The 23,511-nt window shown below is 59.0% G+C and carries 26 protein-coding genes; 18 read left to right on the top strand and 8 right to left on the bottom strand.

Going from position 1 to position 23,511, the window contains the following annotated elements:
* Positions 1-4: 4 nt before the first annotated feature.
* Positions 5-2,482, bottom strand: coding sequence for an acyl-CoA dehydrogenase (locus tag AC33YF_RS03015; RefSeq protein ID WP_491775720.1), 2,478 nt, complete (start codon positions 2,480-2,482; stop codon positions 5-7).
* A 319-nt stretch (positions 2,483-2,801) separates the two neighbouring features.
* Between AC33YF_RS03015 and AC33YF_RS03010 the strand changes: the two genes are divergently transcribed.
* The 7 genes from AC33YF_RS03010 to AC33YF_RS02980 all read left to right on the top strand — a co-directional run bounded on the left by AC33YF_RS03010 (position 2,802) and on the right by AC33YF_RS02980 (position 8,852).
* Complete coding sequence (locus tag AC33YF_RS03010; protein ID WP_491775719.1) at positions 2,802-3,044, top strand: CDGSH iron-sulfur domain-containing protein; 243 nt, start codon at positions 2,802-2,804, stop codon at positions 3,042-3,044.
* A gap of 155 nt (positions 3,045-3,199) precedes the next feature.
* Positions 3,200-4,114: an ABC transporter permease subunit gene (locus AC33YF_RS03005; RefSeq protein ID WP_491775718.1), complete on the top strand. Its 915-nt coding sequence runs from the start codon at positions 3,200-3,202 to the stop codon at positions 4,112-4,114.
* 48 nt (positions 4,115-4,162) lie between these two features.
* Positions 4,163-5,668: a high-affinity branched-chain amino acid ABC transporter permease LivM gene (gene livM / locus AC33YF_RS03000; protein WP_491775734.1), complete on the top strand. Its 1,506-nt coding sequence runs from the start codon at positions 4,163-4,165 to the stop codon at positions 5,666-5,668.
* Positions 5,665-6,519 (top strand): ABC transporter ATP-binding protein, encoded by an 855-nt coding sequence (locus AC33YF_RS02995; protein WP_491775717.1) that lies wholly within the window; start codon positions 5,665-5,667, stop codon positions 6,517-6,519. Before livM ends, AC33YF_RS02995 begins: the two co-directional genes overlap by 4 nt.
* Complete coding sequence (locus tag AC33YF_RS02990) at positions 6,516-7,292, top strand: ABC transporter ATP-binding protein (protein ID WP_491775716.1); 777 nt, start codon at positions 6,516-6,518, stop codon at positions 7,290-7,292. The genes AC33YF_RS02995 and AC33YF_RS02990 overlap by 4 nt, the downstream gene beginning before the upstream one ends.
* Positions 7,289-7,651, top strand: coding sequence for a DUF6867 family protein (locus AC33YF_RS02985; protein ID WP_491775715.1), 363 nt, complete (start codon positions 7,289-7,291; stop codon positions 7,649-7,651). Before AC33YF_RS02990 ends, AC33YF_RS02985 begins: the two co-directional genes overlap by 4 nt.
* Positions 7,652-7,730: 79 nt before the next feature.
* On the top strand, positions 7,731-8,852 hold the full coding sequence (locus tag AC33YF_RS02980) for a branched-chain amino acid ABC transporter substrate-binding protein (RefSeq protein ID WP_491775714.1): 1,122 nt from the start codon (positions 7,731-7,733) through the stop codon (positions 8,850-8,852).
* Between the two features lie 51 nt (positions 8,853-8,903).
* Here AC33YF_RS02980 and AC33YF_RS02975 read toward each other — a convergent pair whose 3' ends face one another.
* Positions 8,904-9,113, bottom strand: a complete 210-nt coding sequence (locus tag AC33YF_RS02975; protein ID WP_491775713.1) for a hypothetical protein — start codon at positions 9,111-9,113, stop codon at positions 8,904-8,906.
* A 145-nt stretch (positions 9,114-9,258) separates the two neighbouring features.
* Between AC33YF_RS02975 and AC33YF_RS02970 the strand changes: the two genes are divergently transcribed.
* Both AC33YF_RS02970 and purB read left to right on the top strand, forming a co-directional pair.
* A complete protein-coding gene (locus AC33YF_RS02970; RefSeq protein ID WP_491775712.1) occupies positions 9,259-9,750 on the top strand; it encodes a hypothetical protein in 492 nt (163 codons plus the stop codon).
* 73 nt (positions 9,751-9,823) lie between these two features.
* On the top strand, positions 9,824-11,119 hold the full coding sequence (gene purB / locus AC33YF_RS02965) for an adenylosuccinate lyase (protein WP_491775711.1): 1,296 nt from the start codon (positions 9,824-9,826) through the stop codon (positions 11,117-11,119).
* A gap of 31 nt (positions 11,120-11,150) precedes the next feature.
* On the opposite strand, the gene AC33YF_RS02960 is transcribed toward purB, so the two are convergent.
* The 3 genes from AC33YF_RS02960 to AC33YF_RS02950 all read right to left on the bottom strand — a co-directional run bounded on the left by AC33YF_RS02960 (position 11,151) and on the right by AC33YF_RS02950 (position 13,012).
* Entirely contained in the window at positions 11,151-11,711 is a 561-nt protein-coding gene (locus AC33YF_RS02960; protein WP_491775710.1) for an SH3 domain-containing protein, read from the bottom strand.
* 168 nt (positions 11,712-11,879) lie between these two features.
* Positions 11,880-12,572 carry an HpcH/HpaI aldolase family protein gene (locus tag AC33YF_RS02955; protein ID WP_491775709.1) on the bottom strand — a complete coding sequence of 231 codons (693 nt, stop codon included), beginning with the start codon at positions 12,570-12,572 and terminating at the stop codon, positions 11,880-11,882.
* Positions 12,573-12,682: 110 nt separating this feature from the next.
* On the bottom strand, positions 12,683-13,012 hold the full coding sequence (locus AC33YF_RS02950) for a DUF1476 domain-containing protein (RefSeq protein WP_491775708.1): 330 nt from the start codon (positions 13,010-13,012) through the stop codon (positions 12,683-12,685).
* A gap of 321 nt (positions 13,013-13,333) precedes the next feature.
* On the opposite strand from AC33YF_RS02950, the gene purC reads away from it, so the two are divergent.
* The 8 genes from purC (at position 13,334) to AC33YF_RS02910 (ending at position 19,643) form a co-directional block, all read left to right on the top strand.
* Positions 13,334-14,104 carry a phosphoribosylaminoimidazolesuccinocarboxamide synthase gene (gene purC / locus AC33YF_RS02945; protein WP_491775707.1) on the top strand — a complete coding sequence of 257 codons (771 nt, stop codon included), beginning with the start codon at positions 13,334-13,336 and terminating at the stop codon, positions 14,102-14,104.
* A 38-nt stretch (positions 14,105-14,142) separates the two neighbouring features.
* The gene (purS, locus tag AC33YF_RS02940; RefSeq protein WP_491775706.1) at positions 14,143-14,388 is read left to right on the top strand and encodes a phosphoribosylformylglycinamidine synthase subunit PurS; all 246 of its coding nucleotides are present in this window, start codon (positions 14,143-14,145) and stop codon (positions 14,386-14,388) included.
* A gap of 60 nt (positions 14,389-14,448) precedes the next feature.
* Entirely contained in the window at positions 14,449-15,165 is a 717-nt protein-coding gene (gene purQ / locus AC33YF_RS02935; protein WP_491775705.1) for a phosphoribosylformylglycinamidine synthase subunit PurQ, read from the top strand.
* On the top strand, positions 15,162-17,387 hold the full coding sequence (gene purL / locus AC33YF_RS02930; RefSeq protein WP_491775704.1) for a phosphoribosylformylglycinamidine synthase subunit PurL: 2,226 nt from the start codon (positions 15,162-15,164) through the stop codon (positions 17,385-17,387). The genes purQ and purL overlap by 4 nt, the downstream gene beginning before the upstream one ends.
* A 32-nt stretch (positions 17,388-17,419) precedes the next feature.
* Entirely contained in the window at positions 17,420-17,656 is a 237-nt protein-coding gene (locus AC33YF_RS02925; protein WP_491775703.1) for a BolA family protein, read from the top strand.
* 23 nt (positions 17,657-17,679) lie between these two features.
* Complete coding sequence (gene grxD, locus AC33YF_RS02920) at positions 17,680-18,030, top strand: Grx4 family monothiol glutaredoxin (protein WP_491775702.1); 351 nt, start codon at positions 17,680-17,682, stop codon at positions 18,028-18,030.
* Between the two features lie 169 nt (positions 18,031-18,199).
* Positions 18,200-18,832, top strand: a complete 633-nt coding sequence (locus tag AC33YF_RS02915; protein WP_491775701.1) for a DUF1326 domain-containing protein — start codon at positions 18,200-18,202, stop codon at positions 18,830-18,832.
* Positions 18,833-18,848: 16 nt separating this feature from the next.
* Complete coding sequence (locus AC33YF_RS02910) at positions 18,849-19,643, top strand: DUF2182 domain-containing protein (RefSeq protein ID WP_491775700.1); 795 nt, start codon at positions 18,849-18,851, stop codon at positions 19,641-19,643.
* Between the two features lie 69 nt (positions 19,644-19,712).
* Here AC33YF_RS02910 and rpsD read toward each other — a convergent pair whose 3' ends face one another.
* The 3 genes from rpsD to AC33YF_RS02895 form a co-directional block, all read right to left on the bottom strand.
* Positions 19,713-20,330: a 30S ribosomal protein S4 gene (gene rpsD / locus AC33YF_RS02905; RefSeq protein WP_491775699.1), complete on the bottom strand. Its 618-nt coding sequence runs from the start codon at positions 20,328-20,330 to the stop codon at positions 19,713-19,715.
* A 213-nt stretch (positions 20,331-20,543) separates the two neighbouring features.
* Positions 20,544-21,224, bottom strand: a complete 681-nt coding sequence (locus AC33YF_RS02900; protein WP_491775698.1) for a hypothetical protein — start codon at positions 21,222-21,224, stop codon at positions 20,544-20,546.
* Between the two features lie 95 nt (positions 21,225-21,319).
* The gene (locus AC33YF_RS02895) at positions 21,320-22,141 is read right to left on the bottom strand and encodes an RNA methyltransferase (protein WP_491775697.1); all 822 of its coding nucleotides are present in this window, start codon (positions 22,139-22,141) and stop codon (positions 21,320-21,322) included.
* 92 nt (positions 22,142-22,233) lie between these two features.
* Here AC33YF_RS02895 and AC33YF_RS02890 point away from each other — a divergent pair, with 92 nt between their 5' ends.
* Positions 22,234-23,463, top strand: a complete 1,230-nt coding sequence (locus AC33YF_RS02890) for an NADP-dependent isocitrate dehydrogenase (RefSeq protein ID WP_491775696.1) — start codon at positions 22,234-22,236, stop codon at positions 23,461-23,463.
* The last annotated feature ends 48 nt before the right edge of the window (positions 23,464-23,511 follow it).

Raw genomic sequence — 23,511 nt, 5'->3', positions numbered from 1 at the left:
GGTTCTACTCGGCGGCGATATGCTGATTGGAACTGGAGGCGCTATGGCCCGGCTGGGGTTTGCGAGCAAGGTCGTCGGGCGAGAAGTCGTCAACCGCGATAACGCGCGCAACCAAGTCCCGCAACTCCGCCAGCTCGCGGGCTTCTTCGGATGTCAGAACACCCTTTGTCTCGGCTTGCTGGATCCAATCGCGATCGTGGAACCGTTGGATCTCTCCCTTCCGGATTGCGCGTTCCAACTTTTTCTCTGCGTCCTCGTTGGCGATCGTCTTTTCGAGAGCAACTTCCAAGAGTCCAAGCGACTCGCGCGCATCGTTTGGCACGTAGATGTCCCGCGTGAGACGATCCCGAAAGACACCGGGTTGCAAAGCCTGGCGCACAATCGTCTTTGCGTCCTTGTCCGATGCTGCGCGCCGAACCCCGAACGGCAACACGAGCGGCCCCATAATCCAAGCCGCCCAACGCACCGGAAAGTTGTCAAGCACCCCGCGCATCGCTGCATCGAAACGCGCTAAGCAGTTCTGCGCGCAATAGCCGACTAACTTCCGGTCTGCCCATTGTCGTCCGTCGTCCTGGTAGCGCTTTAGGATCGACGAAAGCAGGTAAAGCTCTGCGAGAGCGTCTGCCATGCGGCCTGTAATTTTCTGCTTGGTCTTTAGACCACCACCGAGCAGTGCTACGGTTAGATCAGCGACCAGCGCAAAGGAGCGCGACGCGCGCGACAACTGTTTCCACCAACGAGTCATCTCACCGGCGTCGAGCGGGGCAGCGGCAAACTTGCCAAACGTCATGTTGTGGAACAGCGCACCTGTAGCGTTCGAGAAGAGAAACGCTCGATGATCGTCGAACACCGCCTCGAAGCGCTCGAGCCCTTGCGCACGGTCCTCATCGCTCAAAGCTTCGATTTCCGAAAGCAGGTAAGGGTGGCTGCGTAGCGCACCTTGCGCAAAGGCAATGAGTGAGCGGGTCAGGATATTGGCGCCCTCCACGGTGATGCCGACGGGCACCATCTGATAGGCGCTCTGCAAGTAGTTGGACGGGCCATCGCAAATGCCACGTCCGCCATGAATGTCCAGCGCGTCGTTCACGCTATCTCGCATACGGGTGGTCGATAGGTACTTCAACAAGGCGGAAATCACTGCTGGTTTCTCGCCTGCGGACACCATGGAGCACGTGACGGCACGCGCGGCCTCTAGGCCATAGGCATTCTCGACAAGCCGTGCCAACGGCTCCTCGACACCCTCCATGAAGCCAATTGGCAACCCGAACTGTTTGCGAACGCGTGCATACGCGGTGCTGTGGCGCGCCACGGCCTTGACCGCCGCGGCGCTCGTCGCTGGCAGCGAGACCGCACGCCCGGCGGCGAGACAGTTCATGAGCATGCGCCAGCCCTGGCCCGCGCGTTCAGGGCCACCGATTATCCACTCCATCGGAACAAAGACGTCGCGGCCGCGCGTGGGCCCATTGGGGAAGGCGGCGCCCGATGGTAGATGACGGTGCCCGGTCTCGACACCTGGATGATCCGTCGGGATAAGCGCCAGGGTAATGCCAACCTCCTCACCCTGCCCCAGATGGTTTTCCGGATCTAAGAGTCGGAACGCGAGGCCGAGTAACGTCGCCTTCGGTGCCAGCGTAATGTAGCGCTTGTCCCAGGTGAGCCTGACGCCGAGGGTCTCGACGCCTGCATGCATACCCTTCGTGACGATGCCGACATCGCGCATAGAGGCCGCATCAGATCCCGAGAAGGGGCCGGTGAGCGCAAAACAGGGAATCTCTGCGCCCTTGGCAAGCCTTGGGAGATAATGGGCCTTCTGTTCGTCGGAGCCGTATTTCTCGATCAGTTCGCCGGGCCCGAGGGAATTGGGCACCATCACGATAATGCACGCGTCCGGACTCTTGGTGGAAATCTTGCCCAACACCAGCGACTGAGCCTGCGCGGAAAAACCAAGTCCCCCATGCTCCTTAGAAATGAGCATGCCAAGGAAGCCGTTCTCACAAACGAATTCCCAAATCTCGTCTGGAACGTCGCGCAGTTCATTTCGAATGCGCCAGTCGTCGAGCTTCTTGCAAAGCTCTTCCGTTGGCCCGTCGAGAAAGGCCTGCTCCTCGTCGGTGAGTGTGATTGGAGCTATCCGGCGAAGTTTTGAGAAGTCGGGACGACCGCTGAAAAGCTCCGCGTCCCAGCCAGCGGTGCCCGCTTCGATCGACTCACGCTCGGTGTCCGAGATAGAAGGCATTGCGCCCTTCAAAGTGCGAAATACGGGCTTGGTGATGTAGCTGCGCTTAACGGTCTCCAAGCTGCAAGCGTAGAGGAGCCCGGCCAGCAGCCAGCCTGTGAAGGACCAAAGCGGAAACCCGAAAGCAATTTGGAGCGCGAGGGTATAGATCGCGCTCGCAATGGACCAAGTCCGGAAAGATGCCCGGTTCATTGCAAGCGCAAAAAAAAGCGCCAGCGCCAATAGAGCAAAGATCAGTTCAGCCACACGTGGCCTCCACAGTAACAATGCCCCCGCTGCAACGTCTCGCGTCCTCCACGGGCTCGTAGTGACACAAGAGTCGAGCCAAAATACGGAGGAAGCAGCGACATGCCCTCTATGATGCGGATACGCCTAGGACTCAAGGGGTCTTCAAAAAAATCGTGCTCGTGCGGCATTTCGCCGAATCGACCGTCTCGTCGGAGCCTTGGAGCTAGAGAACCGAGTTACCTGTCAGATCGGCCGAGGACCGCTTCCTTGTCACACAATGCTGAATTGGCTAAGCAGAGCGTGGCTACTGGTTGGATGACAAAGCTGGGATAATCAAATGACCGACGAGCCCGAACGCCCGCAGCTCAACCCCTACCAAGTTGAGCTTGAAGAGGGCAAACGTTACGCATGGTGCGCCTGTGGGCGCAGCAAGAACCAGCCCTTTTGCGACGGCTCGCATTCTGGCACAGGCATCGAACCCCTCATGTTCACTGCAGAACGCACGGAAACGGCGCTGCTGTGCGGCTGCAAGGATACCGGCGATCCGCCATTTTGCGACGGATCCCATCTTCTGCTCTGAATTTGGGCATGCACAGGCCGCAACCTTCTTGCTAAATAGATAGGGAACTGAGGTAAGGGTGAGCGCTCGGCTCGCCAGGCGGCTCGCGTGGCCCTGCCTCGCACACCGTCCTCTCAGTCTGCATAGCCAAACGGGGGAAGGCACAGCAGGCACGCATGGCTTATTTCCTGCAGCAGCTCATAAATGGCGTAACGCTCGGCTCCATCTACGGCCTGATCGCCATCGGATACACGATGGTCTACGGCATCATCGGCATGATTAATTTCGCTCATGGCGATATTTTCATGGTCGGCGCGTTCATCGCCTTGATCGCGTTGTTGGCGCTCACGGCCATCGGCGTCACGGCCATCCCGCTTGCGTTGCTTCTAGTCCTCATCCTTGCCATTGGACTGACAGCCGTATGGGGCTGGACGGTGGAGCGCGTCGCCTATCGGCCGCTGCGCGAGTCCTTCCGCCTTGCTCCCCTCATCACGGCGATCGGCATGTCGATCGTGCTGCAGAACTTCATTCAGATTGCACAAGGCGCGAGAGTGAAGCCACTGCAGCCCGTGGTGACCGGCGGGTACGAACTCTTTCAGCAGGGCTCATTCACGGTTATCGTTTCGAACATCCAGATCCTGATCGTCGTGACCACTGTGCTCATGATGACCGGTTTCTGGTTCCTGATTACGCGGACCGCGCTAGGCCGGTCGCAACGGGCCTGCGAGCAGGACCGCCTGATGGCTGAGCTGTCGGGCGTAAACGTGGACCGAACGATATCTTTGACTTTTGTACTGGGGGCTGGTCTCGCTGCCGTCGCAGGGCTGCTCTACCTCCTCTACTACGGCGTGATCGACTTTTTCATCGGCTTCATCGTCGGTATCAAGGCGTTCACCGCTGCGGTGTTCGGAGGCATCGGCTCCATTCCCGGCGCAATGCTGGGCGGACTCATCATCGGGCTCATCGAGACGTTCTGGTCGGCCTACTTTTCGATTGAGTACAAGGACGTCGCCGCGTTCTCGATGCTGGCTATTGTCCTCATCTTCTTCCCAACGGGTCTGCTCGGTCGGCCCGAGGTCGAAAAGGTGTGACGTTTGGCCGAAACCAGCAAATCCAGTGACCACAAACTTGTACCGGCACTGACCGACTCTCTTCTCGCCGCAATCATTGCCTTCGCACTGTTCTCGTTGGTCCTTGGACTTAGGACTGTCGACGGCCGAACGGGCCTCTCGCTTGAGCCGCGGCCGGGCTTGTTGATCACTGTCGTGGCAATCGTGTTCTTCGGGCGTCTGGCTTTGAACCTTTTCGTTTGGCACGCCCAGTACCCGCTCACCACACCCTTTGCGAAGCTCTTCAACTCAGAACCGTTCAACAAACGCGATCTCACAACACTCTGCATGGCTCTCGCATTAGGCGCCGGCTGCCTGGCCACGGGCCTACTGTTGGACAAGGCCGCGTATGAGCTACTCGGCATCGTATTGCTCCTGTTCGTCGGTCTCGGTATTGCACGGCGCGCGATCGTCCAGCGCTTCCCGAACCTCCCCTACGCTCAGATCTTTATCGCTGGCGGCGTTCTCTTTGCCCTCTTCTTTCCGATCGTTTCCTATGCGCTCGAGTCCGTATTCCGACTCGGGCTGCCACTGCGCTACTGGTTCGATTTATCGATCCTCATCCTCACCTACGTTATGCTTGGATGGGGGCTCAACATTGTTGTGGGACTCGCAGGGCTACTCGACCTTGGCTACGTCGCCTTCTATGCCGTGGGCGCCTACACGTTCGCGCTGCTAGCAACGCATCTCGGTCTCGGCTTCTGGGCGTGTCTTCCAATCGCCGGCGCGGCAGCGGCGCTTTGGGGCATCATTCTCGGTTTTCCCGTGTTGCGACTTCGCGGTGACTATCTCGCAATCGTGACGTTGGCTTTCGGGGAAATCATCCGCATCGTTCTCCTTAATTGGACTGACGTAACAGGCGGCCCAAACGGCATCGCAGGGATCCCTAAGCCGAGCTTCTTCGGCCTCCCGTTTTCACCATTCGCCGAAGGGATGACCTTCAGCAAGTTTTTCGGCATTCCCTACAATGGTCTGCATGCTCTGATCTTTCTTTACTATCTCATTCTCGTCCTCGCGCTCGTAACCAACCTCGTGACTTTGCGTTTGCGACGACTGCCCGTCGGCCGGGCTTGGGAAGCCATGCGCGAGGACGAGATCGCCTGCCGCTCGCTTGGCATAAACACGACCCTGACGAAACTCAGCGCGTTTGCGACCGGTGCTCTGTTCGGCGGTCTTGCGGGCTGTTTTTTCGCGACGCGTCAGGGTTTCGTCAGTCCAGAGAGTTTCACGTTCATCGAGTCGGCGATTATTCTCGCCATCGTTGTTCTTGGCGGGATGGGCAGTCAAGTTGGGGTTGCCATCGCGGCCGTGGTGATGATCGGCGGGTTCGAGGCCTTACGACACACCGAAGGGCTGCAAGCGATCTTCGGACAGGACTTCGATCCGGCGCTCTACCGAATGCTTCTCTTCGGATTCGCGATGGTCGGCATCATGGTTTGGCGGCCTCGGGGGCTCGTGTCCTCGCGCGCACCCACAATTACGCATTCCGATGGCGGGAGCATCTCCGGAGACCTCGTTAGGCAGGGACGCGGATGAGCGACGATAACGCCAGACGGTGGGATACCGATCCCCTCCTGCAGGTCGAACACCTAACCATGCGGTTTGGCGGGCTCGTGGCTGTGGAGGACGTGTCCTTTTCTGTGGGCGCAAGAGATATCACTGCGCTGATCGGCCCCAACGGCGCCGGTAAGACGACCGTCTTCAACTGCATCACTGGGTTCTACAAGCCGACAGAAGGCATGATAACGCTCAATGGAAGCGACGGTACGCCATTCTATTTGGAGCGCCTCACCGATCATGAGATCAACGCCCATGCGCGCGTAGCGCGGACGTTCCAGAACATCCGCCTGTTTCCCGGCATGACCGTTCTGGAGAATCTCATGGTCGCGCAGCACAACGTGCTTTCGCGGGCATCAGGATTTGCGATCGGCGCAATGCTGGGGCTCGGCGATTTCGGGCGCGCCGAGAACGACGCTTTGCATTTGGCCACGTCGTGGTTGGATAAGATTGGACTGCTATCGCGCGCAGACGAGGCCGCCGGCGCACTCCCCTACGGCGACCAACGACGGCTTGAGATCGCGAGAGCGATGTGCACGCGCCCCAGACTCCTATGTCTCGACGAGCCGGCGGCTGGCCTAAACGCCCGCGAGAGCGAGGCGCTCAACACGCTTCTGAAATCCATTCGAAACGAGGATGGCACGGCGATATTCCTCATCGAACACGATATGAGCGTCGTCATGCGCCTATCGGACCATGTCATCGTGCTCGACTATGGGAGAAAGATATCTGACGGAACGCCCGACGAAGTCCGAAACGATCCGAGTGTTATCGCCGCCTATCTTGGCGTATCGGACGACGATGCGGCTGCCTTGGAGGGTAGGCCATGAGCGTTCCCGCTTCGTCGTCATCCGGCACAAAACCGCTCCTGGCTCTCGAGAACGTGGTTGCGGCCTACGGGCGCCTCCCGGTTTTGCACAATGTGAGCATCCATGTTCAGCCGGGCGAGATCGTTTCCCTGATTGGTGCAAACGGCGCGGGCAAGTCGACCACTATGATGACGATTTGCGGCCGACCGCGCGCATCCCATGGCCGCGTGATTTTTGACGGCTTGGACATCACCGCGCGCCCTACTCACGAGATCGCCCGGCTTGGCATATGCCAGTCACCCGAAGGCCGGCGAATCTTCGGGCGCATGACAGTTATGGAGAATCTCCAAATGGGCGCCATCGTTGCAAACGCGCCCGACGGCTTTGACGAGGATATCGCCCGCGTATTTGAGCTTTTTCCACGCTTAAGAGACCGATCGGATCAGCGCGGCGGGACGCTTTCGGGCGGAGAGCAACAGATGCTTGCGATTGCGCGCGCACTCATGGGGCGTCCGAGGCTGCTGTTACTCGACGAGCCGTCGCTCGGCCTTGCGCCACTCGTGGTGAAGCAGATCTTCGACGCGATTAGTGCGCTCAACGAACTTGGACTCACGGTCTTTCTCGTAGAGCAGAACGCCTATCACGCCCTCAAGCTTGCCGACCGCGGCTACGTCATGGTCAACGGCCGCATTACACTGACTGGCACAGGCGAAGAACTGCTAGCCTCAGATGACGTCCGCGATGCCTACCTCGAGGGTGCAGCACCCCCCGCGCAGGAGCCGACGGCCTCATGAACACATTCGCGCAGACCGTTGCTCCTTGGATCACCGATGACGGCATACGGGTCTTCGTCGTGCTCACGCTTATCATTGGCGGCGGCGCTGCCTTTCTCGCTGGGCGCGGCCTTGCTCGGGGATGGCGCCCGATTTGGCGGCTTTTCTTCTATCTGGCGCTGCTGGCCGGAGCGGTCCGCTTCTTCCACTACGCCTTGTTCGATGGCAGCCTGCTCTCCCCCTACTACTACGCCGTGACATACGCGGTTTTGCTGGCCGCCGGGGTGCTCGGCTTTCGGATGATGCGCACCACGCAAATGGTCACGCAGTACTACTGGCTCTTCGAACGAACGAGTCCCCTGACTTGGAAAGATCGGTAGTTTGGTGCGTTCGAAGGCTTGGCTGTCGTCCCACGCCCACCTACCTTACGAGCGGTTACATTAAAGGGAGACCGGCATAATGCGTTTGACTGGACTGATCGTCATTGCCACCTGTGCGCTTGCTCTCATGGGCTGTCGCGGCGAGGAAGATCCAGACGTGATCAAAGTCGCCGTCGCCGGTCCTCAGACAGGACAGTACGCATCGCTCGGCACCCAAATGTCGACGGGTGGTGAAACGGCTGTCGCAGATATCAACGCAGCCGGTGGGGTGCTTGGCAAAAAGCTTAAGCTGCAAGTCGGCGACGATGCTTGCGACCCGAAGCAAGCAGTCGCAATAGCCAACCAGATGGCCGGTGACAACGTGGCGCTCGTAGCCGGACACTTCTGCTCGGGTTCGTCAATACCTGCGTCGAACGTTTATGCGGAGACCAACCTCGTCATGATCTCGCCCGCCTCTACGAACCCTGCGCTGACCGACAAACGCGCCGGACCAAACATCTATCGCGTCTGCGGCCGAGACGACAAGCAGGGAGAAGTCGCCGGCGCTTACCTCGCCACGCATTTTGGCGACAAGAACATCGCCATCCTTGACGACAAGACGGCCTACGGCCGCGGCCTGGCAAACGAGGTAAAGAAGGCGCTGAATGCCGCTGGCGTTCAAGAGGTCTTCAGGGAATCCATCACGGCGGGCGAGAAGGATTACTCGGCCCTTGTTTCGAAGCTCAAACGCGCGGACGCGGATGCGCTGTTCTTGGGCGGCTACCACACCGAGGCGGGCCTCATCCTTCGACAGATGCGTGACCAGGAAATGGATACGGTGCTTATGGGCGGAGATGCGCTCGTAACCCAGGAGTATTGGTCGATCACGGGCCCGGCCGGCGAAGGAACATTGATGACCTTCTCACCCGACCCCAGGAAAAACCCTGCCGCTGCTGATGTCGTCAAACGGCTAGAGGCGCGCGGCATTTCACCCGAGGGATACGTCCTATACACCTACGCCGCGATCCAAGCTTGGGCGCAGGCAGCCGAAAAGGCGGGCACGACCGACGCTCCAGCTGTCGTTGATGCACTTAACGACAGCATGATTGATTCGGTGATCGGCGATTTCAAGTTCGACGATAAAGGCGATCCGACCCTGCCCCCCTACGCCGTCTATCGCTGGGCGGACGGAACCTACCAGCAGATCGACGAAAACTCTTAGGACCTGATCCCGGTAAAGCGGGCCGCTGCTCAAAGCTTAAGCGCGGTTGGCTCAACTGTCCGCGGACTTCTTCTCGGCGGTGAACTCCGCCTCCAACTCCTCCTCGAGCCGCACGAGATCCTCCGGTACCGGCATCCCGAAGGCGCGCATCTCATTGAGCTTCTCGCGGACTTGCAGGTAGAGCTCATGGCGATCCTCCGGCTGGTTTTCCATCTGATTGAGCAGGAGCGCGATTTCCGCCTTGAGGTCCTCGAATGCCATGAGCTTGTCGCCTTTCTCTTTTTGTGGAAGCGGATCGGACCACAAACCACAACATGCAGCAAGCCTAGGCGCCCGCATCCATTGCAGTCCGGTCGTTTCCCTTGCATATTCCCCCAGCAACCGAGCGCACGGAGGGGAAGCTGTTATGGAAAAGCTGACATTCAGCAAAGTGGTCGGGTTCATTCTCGCGACGGCTTTCGCCATCACGATTGGCGTGTCCACCTGGGCCCTGATGGTCGGGGACTACATGGACACGAACCTCATCAATGAGCAGACCCAGCGCTCCGTTCGCGTCGTGGGTTTCGCGGGCTTGCTGGCCGCCTTGGTGGCCTGGTGGTGCCAGCGCTTCGTTGCCCATCGCGGCTTCTTGGTCCGTATGCTGTTCGCGCTTTTCATCTTCCTGGTGGCGTTCTGCAGCTTCGGGGGCTTTCTGCGCTTTACCTACATCCACGTGACGTATCCGAGCCAAGTGGATTGGTCCCTAGGTGGCCTCTATGCCTCCTCGCTGAATGATTTCTACACGTTCCTGCTCGATATGCTGCTGCCGCCACGACTGGGCTTTGTGGCCCTGGCATTTGGCGCCGCCATCTACATTGCTCTCTTCGGCATCCGCGAGCCCCGGACCGTTGAGCTTTAGAACGTAAAACGCACTCGGCCCCTGGGTCGGCCTCAATGGCTGGCCGGCGGGACCTGAGAAAGGCCAAGTCTCTATGATCCCGCGCTACAGCCGCTCCCAGATGACCGACATCTGGGAGCCGGAGAACAAATTCCGAATTTGGCTCAAGATCGAAGTCACAGCCGCTGAGGCCATGGCAGAGCTTAGCCTCATCCCCAAAGAGGCTGCCGAGGCCGCGAGAGCACGTGGTGGCTTCGATATCGACCGGATTGACGAGATCGAACGCGAAGTAAAGCACGACGTCATCGCCTTCCTGACGTCGGTCGCTGAGCATGTTGGACCCGAGGCCCGCTACCTCCATGCGGGTCTCACATCATCTGATGTCCTCGACACGTGCTTCAACGTCCAGCTTACCGAGGCCGCGGACATCCTAATAGCCGATCTCGATGCGCTTCTTGCGGCCCTAAAGACCCGCGCGCTTGAGCACAAGCACACGATCACGGTGGGCCGCAGTCATGGGATCCATGCCGAGCCCACGACGTTCGGCCTGAAGCTCGCTCAAGCTTATGCGGAGTTTGCCCGCAACCGCGAACGCATGATCCGAGCGCGAGAGGAAGTTGCCACGTGTGCCATTTCCGGCGCTGTGGGCACTTTCGCTCATGTCGATCCGCGCGTTGAGGCCTATGTCGCAGAAAAGCTTGGCCTCCGCCCCGAGCCTATCTCCACGCAAGTGATCCCTCGTGACCGTCACGCGGCCTTCTTCGCTACGCTTGCGGTGATCGCCAGCTCAGTAGAACGGCTCGCGACGGAAATCCGTCATTTGCAACGGACTGAGGTCCTCGAGGCCGAGGAGTTCTTCTCGGAAGGTCAGAAGGGCTCATCCGCCATGCCTCACAAGCGGAACCCTGTCCTCTCTGAAAATCTAACGGGGCTTGCCCGAATCGTGCGCGGCTATGCTGTGCCTGCCCTAGAGAATGTCGCGCTCTGGCACGAGCGGGACATCTCCCACTCCTCGGTCGAGCGGATGATCGGCCCAGACGCCACCGTAACCCTCGACTTCGCGCTGGCCCGCCTCACAGGCGTCATTGAGGGATTGGTCGTCTATCCCGAGCGCATGCAAGCCAACATGGATCGGCTGGGCGGTCTCATCCACTCGCAGCGAGTTCTGCTGGCGCTCACAAACGCCGGCGTGTCACGAGAAGACGCTTATCGTCTCGTCCAGCGCAACGCGATGAAGGTGTGGCAAGACAACAAGGATTTCCTAACGGAGCTCCTGTCCGATCCGGACGTAAGGTCGGCGCTGCCGGAGCAAACGATCTGCGATCAATTCGATCTCGGCTATCACACGAAGCACGTCGACGACATCTTCTCCCGCGTTTTCGAGAGCTAGCAACGCATCCTGCAGAAGCTCTACAGGAACTCTACTCGGGATCTCTCAGGCTTGCCGCAGCTGCCTGCGTGTTGATGTACCCGATGGGGCCACTGTCATAGCCCATGGTTCCGCGGAATATGTGGGGCACGAAGCGATAGCGGTTTCGCTCCTGAGCCATCATGAGAAACCGTTTGCGGTAGAACTTCGGGGAGATCGCCGTATAGGGCGGCATGTCGAAGTACCAGTCGGCCGTCGCGTAGTGCCCTGCCCGGTAAGGATAGGCGGGGAAGATCGGCCAGACCTCCGGCTCGACCAACTCCGCATAGTCGGCATAGCCGAGCGCCAAGCCCTGCTGGCTAGCATAGCCCTTCCGCCCGCGCCAGATCACGCCGCACCAACCCTGGCGGCAGCCCTTGACCTTGACGGAAGCGCCAGCAGGCATCGTGGCAATCTTGGCGTAGGCCGTACCCGGGCCGTCGCGCAGGTTTAGCGCGGTGGCCGTTGTTGCCTTCTTTGCCTCAGCAGTCCCGGCACTCACCAGAAGGCCAAACAAACCAGCAAAGACAATCCGGACCACGTAGCCCATTCGAAGCACCTGTTCTTCGCGCACCCCCTGTACGCGTGAGCGCTGATAGTGGCATACGCCGCCTTGAGATACAGCCTTTCCAAGGGCTAGCCATGAATATGGCGCCCCTACTGGTGCAAGGATGCAACGGTTTGAGCAGGGCTTGCGAGCGGTGGATTCAGCGAATCGGTCAAAGTGACCGGCGCCTCGGCCTTAAGACGACGATCCAACAGCGGCTAGTGCGCTTGCCGCCCCCGCCGTGAGCCAGCCGGTATCCGTGCCGATGGCAACCACGTCCCAGCCCTCTTTGATTCGCGGTTTCGCGAACTCCGTGTCGTTGCAGAATATGAGGGTCATCACGCCGTGCTCGCGGGATTTGGCGAGGACCTCAGCCATAGCCTCTTGGACCTCCTTCACCCAAATATCGAGCTTCCCGGTCAGCGCTACCGAAAGATCGTTTGGTCCAAAACAGACCATGTCCACACCCTTCAACCCAAGGATCGAATCGAGATCAGAAAGCGCGCCTTTGGTCTCGATTTGCGGGCAGGCGATCGTAAAACGATTGGCGATTTTGAAATAGTCGCCTGAGACCCCGATCTTGGCCCTGTATGGACCCCAGCTGCGACGACCCCGTGGTGGATACTTGACGGCCTGAACAAAACTCTCCGCTTGGCCAACATTCTCGATAAGTGGACACATGATGCCCTGCGCACCCGCATCCAAGGCTCGGCCAACGAGGCCGTGGTCGTTGTTTGCAACGCGGACGATTGCGGGCAGCCCAGCGGCCCGCGCAGCCGTCAAGCAGGACAGCATCGTGTCGTTGCCCCCTGCACCATGCTGCTGATCGATTGTGACGCAGTCCCAGCCCGTATCGCCAATCAGCTCGATGGCGAGCGGGTTGTTCATAGTCAGCCAGGCGTTGAAGAGCGTCTTGTGTCTCCGGGCTGCACTCCGGAATAGGTCTTTGGGCATGCTTGGCTCGGTGGGTCGGACGGTCCTGATGTGCCGAACAGCTGCTACGCCTTGGCTTCCGCCTCAATTTGACGGACGGCCTCGGCCATGAGGTCCGCCATTGCGCGGCGAATCTGATGGTCCGATTGCTCTACGCCCTTGCCGTCGAAATCGCCCCGAATCTTACGGAAAACGTCTTCCTCCCCTGGCTCTTCGAGGTCTGCTTTCACGACCTCTCGGGCGTAGGCTTGGGCGTCATCACCGGACATACCCAGCTTTTCCGCTGCCCAGAGGCCGAGAAGCTTGTTCCGGCGGGCATTGGACTTGAACTGCAATTCCTCGTCGAGGGCGAATTTCTTTTCGTAACTCTTTTCGCGATCGTCAAAGCTCGTCATCGGCGCAACCTCCAAAGCCCCGCCAAGCGCGGAGCGCCAACTTTAAATTATGAGGGGAAACCCGGCTTTCAAGGGCGCGTGATACCCAAGATGACCGGCCAAATCAACAAATGCCGGGAGGCACCGAAAGGCATTGCGTGGCACTTCGGCCCGTTGTACCCCCTCACCCCATAGGCTAGTCTCGGAAAGAAATTTCCATATTGATTCCAGCGATGGCGATTTGAGACGTGGCGCGCGGCTTTGGGGTGAACTCGTGAGAGTCACCCGTTTCCCGCGCAATACGCGTTTGACAGTCGTAAGCAGCTCAACGAGGACAAGAAGATGAACCGTCGCCGGCGCGTTTACGAAGGCAAGGCCAAGATACTTTACGAGGGACCAGAGCCTGGCACGCTCGTCCAACATTTCAAGGACGATGCAACCGCTTTCAATAATAAGAAGCACGACCGTATCGAGGGCAAGGGCGTCCTCAACAACCGAATCTCAGAATACATCTTCGAGCGGTTGAACGAGATCGGTGTGCCGACCCACTTCATGAAGCGCTTGAATATGCGGGAGCAGCTTATTCGCGAAGTCGAGATTATTCCGCTTGAAGTGGTGATTCGGAATGTCGCCGCAGGCTCATTGTCGAAACGGCTGGGCCTCGAAGAAGGGACCGCGTTGCCCCGCTCGATCGTTGAATTCTATTATAAGGCCGATGAGCTGAACGATCCGATGGTCTCAGAGGAGCACATCACAGCCTTCGGCTGGGCCTCACCGCCGGAGTTGGACGACATCATGTCGCTCGCATTGCGTATCAACGACTTCCTGACAGGCCTCTTCTATGGCGTAGGGATCCGCTTGGTGGACTTCAAAATGGAGTTCGGACGCCTGTGGGAGGGCGACCAGATGCGCATCGTGCTCGCCGACGAGATTTCGCCAGACTGTTGCCGACTTTGGGACATCGACACCCAAGACAAGCTCGACAAGGACCGGTTCCGCCGCGATATGGGAGGTCTCGTCGAGGCCTACCAGGAAGTTGCTCGCCGGCTTGGGCTCTTTACCGAGAACCCATCGGCCGGTCGAAGCGGTCCTGTTCTAGTGCAATCCAAATAGGCGCCCGAACCTCTGGGCCAATCACCGCGAAGGAAGCCATGAAGGCACGCATTACCATCACGCTGAAACCAGGTGTGCTTGATCCGCAAGGCAAGGCCATTGAAGGCGCGCTTCATGCGCTGGGTTTCGGCGGCGTCGAAGGCGTTCGGCAGGGCAAATTCATCGAAGTCCAGGTCGCGGAGAGTGATCCAGCACTTGCCCGCGAGGAAATCGAGCGCATGTGTAAACAGCTTCTCGCCAATACGATCATTGAGAACTACGCCTATGAGCTCGATGCTGCGTGACGGGCCGGCGTCGCACGCGCAACAGGCCCTCTCTAGGAACAGAGAGGCAACCGGAGACTCATGAGAGCGAGCGTTATCGTTTTTCCAGGATCGAACTGCGACCGCGATGCGGCGGTCGCTCTACAGCACGCCATGAACACTTCAGACGCTATCGGCATCTTGGGCGCCAAGCCAAAAATGGTATGGCACGGGGACTCCGAGCTTCCCGACAGCGATCTGATCTTGCTCCCAGGTGGATTCTCCTACGGCGATTATCTGCGGTCCGGCGCCATGGCGGCACATTCCCCCATCATGCGCGAAGTCGTGCGGCGGGCTAAGAGCGGTACGCCGGTCCTCGGAATCTGCAACGGGTTCCAGGTCCTCACGGAGGCTGGCCTTCTTCCAGGGGTTCTGATGCGTAACGCGACACTGCGGTTTATCTGCAAAGACGTCAGCTTGCGCGTCGAGCGTGACGATACGGCGTTCACTGGTCACTACAAGAAAGACCAAGTTGTGCGAATTCCAATTGCTCACAAGGACGGTTGCTATTTTGCTGATCCAGGTACGTTGCATCTCCTGGAGAACGAGAACCGCATCGCCTTTCGATACTGTGAGGCGGACGGTGCGATCACCGATGTTGCAAACCCGAACGGTTCCTCCGGCAATATCGCTGGAATCTATAACGAGACGGGAACGGTGCTCGGCATGATGCCGCATCCAGAGCGGCTGATTGACCCGGCTCAATCCGGCACGGACGGCGCCAAGATGTTCTCCTCCCTCGTGGAGACTCTCCATTGAGCGGGGCGGCGGATGCGGCAACAGAGGGGCCACAACTCTCAGAGCAACTCATTGCTGAACACGGCATAGGCCCGGACGAGTATGAGCGCCTCCTCCAAGAACTCGGACGCGAACCCACGCTGACGGAACTGGGTGTTTTCTCCGTCATGTGGTCCGAGCACTGTTCGTATAAGTCCTCGCGCGTTTGGTTGAAGAAGCTCCCGACCTCCGGTCCGCAAGTAATCCAGGGCCCCGGCGAGAATGCGGGTGTGGTCAGCCTGGGTGATGGTCAGGCGGCGGTCTTCAAGATGGAGAGCCACAACCACCCCTCGTACATCGAACCGTACCAAGGCGCGGCAACCGGCGTTGGCGGCATCATGCGGGATGTCTTCACCATGGGCGCCCGCCCCGTCGCCAATATGAACGCGCTTCGGTTTGGGAGCTCCAGCCACCCGAAAACCCGTCATCTCGTGGCAGGCGTGGTCTCCGGCATTGGCGACTACGGAAACTGTATGGGCGTGCCGACGATTGGCGGCGAAACCAATTTCGATCCGCGCTACAACGACAACATTCTCGTCAACGCGATGTGTGTCGGCCTCGTGGACGCAAACCGCATCTTCAAGTCTGCGGCAAAAGGCGTTGGCCTGCCTGTCGTGTATGTGGGCTCGAAGACCGGCCGTGACGGCATTCACGGCGCCACAATGGCTTCGGCTGAGTTCGACGAGAGTTCGGAGGAGAAGCGTCCCACCGTTCAGGTCGGCGATCCGTTCACGGAGAAGCTGCTCCTAGAGGCGTGCCTCGAGTTGATGAACGAAGACGTCATCATCGCCATTCAGGATATGGGAGCGGCTGGCCTTACCTCTTCGTCGGTCGAGATGTCCGATAAGGGCGGTGTCGGCATTGATCTCGACCTCGATCGGGTCCCCATGCGCGAAGAGGGAATGACGGCCTACGAGATGCTGCTGTCCGAAAGCCAAGAACGGATGCTCATGGTTCTAAAGCCTGGGACAGAACCAATAGCGGAGCGAATCTTCAATAAGTGGGAGCTCGACTTCGCCGTAATCGGTAAGACGACAGACACTGGCCATTTCGTAGCGCGACACCGCGGCGTGGTAGAGGCCGATATTCCGTTGCCTGCGCTTGCGCATGCGGCGCCAGTTTACGAGCGCCCATACACCAAGCGTGACCCTCTGCCGATCGTAGCAGCTGAGGACGTCATGGCGCCTCCCAGCATCTTGAGCACCTTGGAGCGTCTTCTTGGCTCGCCGCATCTTTCGTCGCGACGCTGGATTTACGAACAGTACGACCACATGGTTATGGCGGATACGGTGCAGCGCCCTGGCGGCGATGCCGGCGTCGTTCGTGTGCACGGCACCGATAAGGGGCTTGCTGTCTCTTGCGACGTCACCCCTCGCTATTGCGCAGCCGATCCCTTCGAAGGCGGAAAACAGGCTGTCGCAGAATGCTGGCGTAATCTCACCGCAACGGGCGCGAAGCCTCTTGCCATCACCGATTGCTTGAATTTCGGCAACCCTGAACGTCCCGAGATTATGGGCGAATTTGTTGCTGCCATCGAAGGCATGGCGCAGGCTTGCCAGGTTCTCCATTTCCCGGTCGTCTCCGGAAATGTGTCCCTCTACAACGAGACCAACGGCGTAGCGATCCCCCCAACTCCTGCCGTAGGTGGCGTCGGCTTGATCGCTAACATCAATGAGATGGCCGACATGGCGCTGAAATCTGACGGGGATGTGATCTTGCTCCTAGGACAGGAGTCTGGCCATCTCGGACAGTCGATCTATATGTCGGTGATGGAGGATCGGCTTGACGGTGCGCCACCACCCGTCGACCTCGCGAGCGAACGCATTGTTGGCGACCTGGTCCGCGGACTGATCAAGGCGAAAACACTCAATGCGGTTCACGACGTCGGCGACGGCGGCCTACTCGTGGCAGTCGCTGAGATGGCGCTCGCCGGACGGCGCGGCGTTGACCTGGAGGCAGCGCCGGACGGTATGGCCAAACACGCAGTTTGGTTCGGCGAGGATCAGGCTCGTTACGTGGTCGCGGCGACAGAGGATAAGGTTGGTACGATCAAAGATGTCGCAACCATATATAACGTACCGGTTCGCGTGCTCGGAACTGTGAGAGGCGACAAGGTGACGCTACCAGGCGAAGCACCGCTGCCACTTGGCATGCTTCGCGCGGCGTATGAGGATTGGTTGCCACGCTATATGACACGTGGCTAAGTCGAACTGTACCTCAGATAGGAGTGACTGAAATGGCGATGGCCGCCGCAGATATCGAGCGGTTGATCTTGGAACGTTTTCCGGACGCGAAGGTCGAAATTGAAGACTTGGCTGGTGACGGCGATCACTACTCGGCATCCGTGGTCACAGAAGAGTTTCGCGGCAAGTCACGCGTTCAGCAGCACCAAATGGTGTATGAAGCCCTCAAAGGAAACATGGGCGGCGTGCTACACGCGCTTGCGTTGAAGACGTCCGCCCCCGAGCAGTAATTGATAGAGAGAGGACACCAGCCATGACCGACCAAGATGTCAACGACTGGATCACAAAGAAAATCGCGAACAACGATATCGTGCTCTTCATGAAGGGCACGAAGACAATGCCGCAATGCGGCTTCTCCATGCAGGTCGCGCAAATTCTAAATCACCTCGGTGTGGATTACGAAGACATCAATGTCCTTGAGGACATGGGTGTGCGTGAAGGCATAAAAAGCTTCTCCAACTGGCCGACCATCCCGCAGCTTTACGTCAAAGGCGAGTTCGTGGGCGGTTGCGATATCGTGCGCGAGATGTTCCAGGCCGGCGAGTTGCAGGACATGCTCAAAGACAAGGGCATTGCCAACAATTCGGATACGCGGACGGCGTAGCCGACCAGACGAGCTACCGTTTGTCCGTGCGCCTAGAGCCCCGGCCCTAGGGTTCTTGTCGCGAAGCTCATGGCTCGGCTCAGGTGGTGGCTGTCCTGCTTGATCCCGTCCGCAACCAGCCTATCCTTAGGTTCCGTCGGATTTGGCATAGATCGAGGAGGCCATCGTTGTGATCAGCTGGGAGTTGAAGGGCGCAGAGTTCGTCAATTGTAACTGCGACTACGGTTGCCCCTGCCAGTTCAACGCACGCCCGACTTATGGGGATTGCCGTGCAATTGGTGCCTACCGCTTCGACGACGGCCGCTTCGGCGACATCGATCTAAGTGAGCTCAATGTCATTAGCGTTTACTCCTGGCCGAAGGCCATACACGAGGGTGACGGGCGAGCGTTTCTGATTGTTGACGAGCGAGCGAGCGAGGCGCAGCGAAACGCACTGCTCTCCATCTTTTCCGGCGAGCACACCGAGCCAGGGAAGACCGTCTGGAACGTGTTCGCGGCGACCTTTGCCGAAGTACTGCCGCCCGAGATCCGACCTATCCATATCGAGATCGATGTTGAGGAGAGAACAGGCACCGTAAGGGTCGACGGGCTCATCGAGATGCTTGGAGAACCGATCCGAAATCCGGTGACGGGCGAGAAGCATCGGGCGCGGATAGATCTGCCCAATGGGTTTGAGTACTCGGTCGCTGAGATGGGAACCGGATCGTCGATCTCAAAAGGGCCTATCGCGATGGAGCTCGAGAACAGCTATGGACAATTCGCCTATCTCCACCTGACCAATTCAGGCGTCGTGCACCCCTAACGCAGTCGCGCCGAAGATGCTCGAAGCACTAATCCGGCGTGAAAACGCGGTTGTTGCGGGCGCGCTGTTCGCCCTGATCATACTGGCCTGGCTCGCACTTTTGGCGGGAGCCGGGACTGGCATGAGCGTCACGGCCATGAGCGGCTGGTGGCTACCGATGTCGCTTCCCGCTGGCGAGAGCTGGCCCTGGAATGCCTACTACTGGGCAATCGCTTTCGTCATGTGGGCGGTGATGATGGTGGCCATGATGCTGCCCTCGGCAGCTCCCATGATCCTCCTCTATGCCAGGGTCGTCCGGCAGGCTGATGCGCAAGCTGACACCGTGGAGGCACCGTCGTGTATCGCGGCGTTTGCCGGAGGCTATCTGACCTTATGGATTCTATTCAGCGTGCTAGCTGTCGTCCTTCAGTTCGCACTGGAGCGGGCTGGGCTTATGACGATCATGATGAACTCGCGCAGCGCGACACTGTCTGGCGCGCTTCTGATTGCCGCCGGCGTTTATCAACTCACGCCCCTGAAGTCCGCCTGCCTCAAACATTGCCGCAGCCCCGCGACTTATCTCGCCGAGCATTGGCGACCGGGCACAGCAGGTGCGTGGCGCATGGGACTGGAACATGGCGCTTATTGCGTCGGCTGTTGTGCGGTTCTGATGCTGCTGCTGTTCGTTGGTGGGGTAATGAACCTGATTTGGATTGCCGGCCTGTCGCTCTTTGTTGCGCTTGAAAAGCTTGCCCCTTTTGGCGTCGGTCTTGCAGGAGCCCTGTCCATTATATTGATCGCCGGTGGCGCAGCCCTAATCATTGCGGCCTGACAAATGATTACGGCCCGCCCCAGGAAACTGGAGGCAGGCCGCATCAGCGTCATAAACGTAAGTCCGCGCTTAGCGCGAATAGAACTCGACAACGAGGTTCGGTTCCATCATCACTGGATAAGGCACGTCGGAAAGCGTCGGGACCCGCGTGAATGTGGCAATCATCTTTCCGTGGTCCACATCGACATAATCCGGAACGTCGCGCTCACCGCTCTGCGCAGCTTCCAGAACCATCCCGAGTTCCTTCGACTTCTCACGCACCTCGATCAAATCGCCTTCCTTCACGCGATAGGACGGGATTGTGACGCGGCGACCGTTCACCTTCACATGACCATGCGAAATAAACTGGCGGGCAGCGAAGACCGTCGGGACAAACTTGGCCCGGTACACAACCGCGTCGAGACGACGCTCGAGCAACCCAATGAGACGCTCGGAGGTATCGCCCTTCTGGCGTGACGCCTCGTGATAGATGGACTTGAACTGCTTCTCGGTGATGTTGCCGTAATAGCCTTTCAGCTTCTGCTTGGCGCGCAGCTGCTGGCCATAATCGGATAGCTTGCCGCGGCGGCGCTGGCCATGTTCGCCAGGTCCGTACTCGCGTTTGTTCTGGGGGCTCTTCGGCCGACCCCAGATATTCTCGCCAAGCCGCCGGTCGATCTTATGCTTGGCGTGAATGCGTTTCGTCATTCTTCAAGACTCCAAAGCCAAATGAAGCTTTCCGCGGGCGGTTCGCATGCCCGCGTCTGCCGCAAAAAACCGTCGATTTTGATTGATCGGGGACCGCCGGAACGCTCCGGCAGGCCGCTTTCGGCCCCAAGCGGCCGATTTAGACCGCTCTGTTACACGGAATGCCTGGAAAATGTCAATTCCGCTATCGCCCTTTGGGCTGTCTTCCGCCAATTACTGTGACTGTGCGTTGGCCACATAGGCTTTGATTGCCGCCTCAACTTGCTGCTTACGCTCCGGCGGGCATTCCGGCGCCGGAGGGGCCTTCAACTGCTGGGGTGCCCCGTCCCCCTCGTCCAGAAGCTTGTCTTGCCATCCGGCGGGGGCCGAACCGGCTTCAATCGGCACGGCAGCCCTGCCAGCAAAGAAACTTGTCGCAAACACATGCAGCGTCTCGAGCATCAAGATCTGCTCCTGTGTCAAATTGCTGTACTGAGACCGCTCGTTAGCCATCATCGTTTGGAAGTTCGCTTGTGCGAGCTCCGGCAGGCCGCAGACATCCGCATAGGCGGACCGGGTAGCGGCTCGAATCGCGCGACGCGCGGAATCGATCGGAATCACAAACTTTGCCGGATCCGACTTATCGACCTTTACCGGGTTTCCATCCGGTCCTTTGATTTCGTCGGGGAGCAGCCAAGAGGCGTAGGAGGTCATCGTACGGACGCCGCGATCGCTCATGCCGCCGCTTTTAGTCGGGGCGGGCTGCTTACTGCGCTGCGTGAGCTCTTCGGCCGCAAGGATCGTCATGCCCGAGGGGCTGTCATGGGTCTGCGCCGCCAAGCCGATGGGCCCAGCAAAGACAAACACCAGACCAAAGCAAATTACGCCTCCAAACTTCGCCCACGCATGTCTCATCGAACGCCCCTCTCCTCATTCTGGCGGAAGCTACCATTCTTGGGGGTCATCGCAACAGGAGAAACAGGGCGGAACTGTGACAACAAGAAATGCTGCTAACCCTTTGAGACTGTTGACCGCCGGGTAAATGCCGACACAATTCCCCGCCAGGTTCGGACATCTTGTTCCGTGCATTCCATACGGTGAAACATGTTGCGGATCGAGCGAACCATGGCCGGTCTTTTTTCTGGCGGCCTCAAGAATCCGGCCCGATCCAGCGCGCCCTCCATATGCTCAAACAACCCAAAAAGCTCCGCCCGGCTAGCAGGGATGGTGCCGGGCGTTGTAAGCCCTTCACGGACAGGACCATCGAAGGCGGTGACACGGCCAAGAACCTCTGGGTTGGCGCTCTGCATCCACTCGTACGAAAACAGCAACACGGCTTGGGGCAGGCTGAGTGAGGCGTAGGCCGGATCGACGGGCGCGGTGAGAATTGCGTCGGCCAATGCAATCGAGTCGTTGTCGAGTCCATTGCGCTCGGCGCCAAAGACCACAGCGCATCGCTCCGATGATTGCATCCGGCGCCGAAGCCCTGTTGCTGCGGTTTCCGGACTGAAGACCGTTTTCACCATTTCGCGTGGCCGCGCTGTCGTCGCAACGACATAGTGGCAGTCTGCCAGAGCAGCCTCGAGGGTATCGAAAACCTGCGCCGAGCCCGCGATGGGCTTGGCGACCGCTGCAGCGGCAAGGGCTTTCTCATTGGGCCAGCCATCGCGCGGCGAAACGAGTCTTAGGTCCCGCAGGCCGAAGTTCCCCATGGCGCGAGCGGCAAAGCCAATGTTTTCGCCGAGTTGCGGCTCCATCAGGACGATCGCGGGGGCCGTCAAGCCGGCATCCTCAGGCGTCAGGTGACCAGCGGCGTCATCGGTTTCTTTCATGGCCGGACGATGCTACAGGGGGCCTTGGCCTGCAATGGGCAGCGCTCGATAGCGTCGAAGCTTTTATGATGCCCCAAATTGGAGATTGCTGCGTGGACAAGATCAAGGTTCAGAATCCGATCGCTGACTTACATGGCGACGAGATGACCCGCGTCATATGGGACATGATCAAGGAAAAGCTCATCGAACCTTATCTCGATGTTGAACTCGTGACCTTCGACCTCGGCATCGAACATCGGGACGCGACCGACGATCAGGTAACGGTTGATGCCGCCCATGCGATCCAGGAATTCGGCGTCGGCGTCAAATGCGCAACGATCACGCCTGACGAGGCTCGTGTTGAGGAGTTCGGGCTCAAGAGAATGTACCGATCGCCGAATGGTACCATCCGTAACATTCTAGGCGGTGTCATCTTCCGCGAACCTATCATTTGCAACAACGTACCTCGTCTCGTCCCTGGCTGGACCAAGCCGATTGTGATTGGCCGTCATGCCTATGGCGATATCTATCGCGCGCAGGATTTCCTCGTGCCCGGGAAAGGCAAACTGACCATCACCTTCGAAGGTGAGGACGGCGAAACCATCGAAAGGGAAGTGCACGTGTTCGAAGGGTCGGGCGTCGCGTTGGGCATGTTCAATCTAGACAGCTCAATCCGCGATTTTGCGCGTGCCTCGATGAACTACGGGCTAGCGCGGAATATGCCTGTCTACCTTTCGACCAAGAACACAATCCTCAAGGCCTATGACGGTCGGTTCAAGGATCTGTTTGCGGAGATCTTCGAGACGGAATTCAAGGAGGCGTTCGAGAAAGCCGGCCTCACCTACGAGCATCGACTGATCGACGACATGGTCGCCGCGGCGCTGAAATGGTCCGGTGGGTACGTATGGGCTTGCAAGAACTACGACGGCGACGTGCAGTCCGACACGGTGGCCCAAGGGTTCGGATCGCTTGGTTTGATGACATCGGTGCTCATGACACCAGATGGAAAGAAGGTCCTCGCCGAGGCGGCGCACGGGACTGTCACCCGCCATTTCCGCCAGCACCAAGAGGGCCGCGCCACGTCGACAAACTCCATGGCCTCGATCTTCGCATGGGCCGGCGCGCTGAAGCATCGTGCCAAGCTAGACAACAACGAGGCACTCGCCCGCTTTGCGCGAACCATCGAGACCGTCTCTATCGACACGATCGAGTCGGGCTTCATGACCAAGGATCTGGCTTTGCTCGTGGGCGCAGACCAAGCTTGGCTCTCGACTGAAGGATTTATCGACAAGATCGATGAGAATATGCGTGCGGCCGTTTCAGGCGATGTCGCGGCCGCATAGGCTGGCACCCTCACGGGTTCGAACATCCTCTCTCGGCAACAACGGCAT

The organism is Methyloceanibacter sp., from assembly GCF_058506495.1.
Note: the sequence above shows the minus strand (reverse complement) of the source record. Positions and strands in the feature narration are given on the sequence as shown.